This is a genomic window from Myxacorys chilensis, assembly GCF_059505265.1.
Genome location: NZ_JCACKG010000274.1, coordinates 1 through 2457, shown reverse-complemented (window position 1 = coordinate 2457; position 2457 = coordinate 1). Strand labels below are relative to the sequence as shown.

3 protein-coding genes are annotated in these 2457 nt (G+C 45.7%); all 3 read left to right on the top strand.

Annotation, left to right across the window (positions count from 1 at the left end):
- Positions 1-195 precede the first annotated feature (195 nt).
- Positions 196-408, top strand: a complete 213-nt coding sequence (locus AC5JLB_RS27825) for a hypothetical protein (RefSeq protein ID WP_495877084.1) — start codon at positions 196-198, stop codon at positions 406-408.
- A gap of 108 nt (positions 409-516) precedes the next feature.
- On the top strand, positions 517-1275 hold the full coding sequence (locus tag AC5JLB_RS27820; protein WP_495877083.1) for a TIGR04255 family protein: 759 nt from the start codon (positions 517-519) through the stop codon (positions 1273-1275).
- The gene (locus AC5JLB_RS27815) at positions 1262-1927 is read left to right on the top strand and encodes a hypothetical protein (RefSeq protein WP_495877082.1); all 666 of its coding nucleotides are present in this window, start codon (positions 1262-1264) and stop codon (positions 1925-1927) included. Before AC5JLB_RS27820 ends, AC5JLB_RS27815 begins: the two co-directional genes overlap by 14 nt.
- Positions 1928-2457: the final 530 nt, after the last annotated feature.

Below are 2457 nucleotides of genomic sequence, written 5' to 3'. Positions count from 1 at the left end.
CAAGTTTCGAGATGTCCCGATTCCTGCCTGATTCATCTTGCCAGTTACCAATGCCTTTAATGAAGTCCCTATGCGAATCATTCAGTTTGTCCCCGCTTAGAAACTTACCGTTTTCCATACCACGGTTACAGGGGTGCGAATCCCACTGTTCAGCTCCCACTTCTGTGTGAGAAAGCCCTCAAAACGAATGAATTTATGGGCGATCGCTACCCAATTCAAGCCAAAGGGCTTGTGACCCTAGCCGCAAAGCATCGCCGCGCTCCAACGGTGGATATCGTTTGCCAGGTCATCCCCAAAGAGACGCCACACGGCATGACTCACCGTATTTCGAAGGTGTATTATTCAGCGATCGTGGTGAAGGGAGAAGCGATCGCCATGGAAGCGGACTACCATAGCCATAGAATATGATTAGGACCGACCAAGAGCATCTTTATGATCGTTCAGCCCAACTTATAGTTCACTATAGAATTAGCAAGCACCTAATTAAGGGCTTGCTGACCAGGATAAAGGCAACATATGGAACGCCGTCAGTATCGTAATCCACCTATTGAAGAAGCGGTTTGTGAATTTCGCTTTGATTCCGGATCAGAGTGGGATATTACAGTCCCAGGGTTGTTTTATGAAAAAATAAAGGACCAGTATCGAGGGAAGCCACACCAGCAAAATTCAATAGAAGCTGAGCTTGAAGCGCAGCCTAACCTTTCGGATTCAGTTCTTACGGTCAAGCACGGATTTGCGAAAGTGCAGTTTCCAACAGAAGATGGGCGTCGGATGGTTGCAATAGGTCCGAACGCACTCAGCATTCATACACTTCGGCCATACGAAGGTTGGAATGAATTCTACGGCAGAATTGAACAGGCTTTCCAATCATATCTGAAGGTTGAGAAACACGTAGGTGTAAGAAGAATTGCACTGCGATACATCAACAAAATTGCTATTCCAGGAACATCTATTTTGCTAGATGAATACTTCACTGCAGCGCCCCAAACTCCAGGCGGCTTTTCAAATATGACGGCTTTTACTACTCGTGTTGAGACTCAATTTGAAGATCTACCAATTCGACTAACATTCGCTCTTTCGGATATTTCATCTCCTTCATCTGCTGAGAAATTTGAGATTCTACTCGATCTCAACATCAATCAGGATTGGATAGAGGAACCCCTGCCCATTGGGGATGCTCTTTCACATTTAGGTGAACTAAAACAAAGAGAAGGGCAAGCGTTTGAAAGCTTGATTACTGACCGCACAAGGGAGTTGTTCGATGTCACTGACTAAATTGGCAGATGCTCATCATGAAAATGATTTAGCTGGTGCAGCGCAAGTTCATGGAACTCTAAAGCTTGGTAGATCTCCTCTAGGTGAACCGTCAGAAGGAGAACGAAGCGAAATCGCAGAGCCTGTGTCTAGGTTGCATCTTCTTTTCGGCGATCGCACTCCAACTGCCCGAGATTGGCTATCGAGCCTAAAGGTTGCTGCTTCGTCTACCTTAATTGCTCAAACGAGCGTTGAGTACAACCGCACATTCTTGGATCAGCAATTAGAGCAACAGCGTGCTCATTTCGGCAAAATGCGAGCAATGGTTGCTGACCCATCGCTTCAAGGAAGTTTTAAAAGAATTACTGAGCTAGCATCAGATTGTGAAATTGCTCCTCGTACCGCTTCATTTGCTAAAGCATGGTTGATTCAATTACGTAGGATTGTCCGTAATAATCAAATGTACTGGCATGAACCTCTAATTAATGCTGGAATAGACTCTGAAGTAGTTTTTGAGTGGTGGCGTGCGGGCAAGAAGATTACTGTGTATGTCCTCAACGGTTCAGCCGATTACATAAAAGTGTGGGGGCCTAATATGGACACTGAGATGCAGGAGGGACTGGCCAACTCAGACAGTGAACTCACATCTCTCTGGCAATGGTTAGGGTCTTAGGAGTGAGTTGTGAGCGATGTAGTTACGGATGACGAGCTTCTTTACCGATGCGTTCATTTTGGAGATAACAACTACCATATCGACGAAACAGGTAAGGCAAGGATCAGCTCACAGGCATTCAGGGATAGAAGTAAAGCCCCTTCCGTAGATCGGGCGGGGCTTTGCAATAACGACCCTCGCTTTACCCAAAAGAAAGCAGAAAATGCAGTTGTCAGCCTAATTACGGGTGCTGTTAGAGACATTAAGGTCACGCAAAACGATGCAAAAGGTAATCCGCTGTGTTCCTACAGAATTGACGTTTGTGCTAGACCAGAGGATGGTAATACTGCTCACGCTCAAATCGAACCTGAACCCACGTACAAAAACGGCACACCTTTTAGAAAAGTTTTGGAACGGTTAGCATTTCTAGCGGAGCAAAGAGGATGGGAGATTCTTCCATACGAGCTACGAAATCAAGAACCATTGCCTTAGCCATTAAGGAACGTGGATTAAATAAGACCGGCGGAAAAGGGAAAGGTGATAGGCTTGGA

Bases quoted from the DNA above. Each gene is read 5' to 3' on its own strand.
- AC5JLB_RS27820 (WP_495877083.1), top strand. From the start codon at position 517: ATGGAACGCCGTCAGTATCGTAATCCACCTATTGAAGAAGCGGTTTGT.
- AC5JLB_RS27825 (WP_495877084.1), top strand. From the start codon at position 196: ATGGGCGATCGCTACCCAATTCAAGCCAAAGGGCTTGTGACCCTAGCC.
- AC5JLB_RS27815 (WP_495877082.1), top strand. From the start codon at position 1,262: ATGTCACTGACTAAATTGGCAGATGCTCATCATGAAAATGATTTAGCT.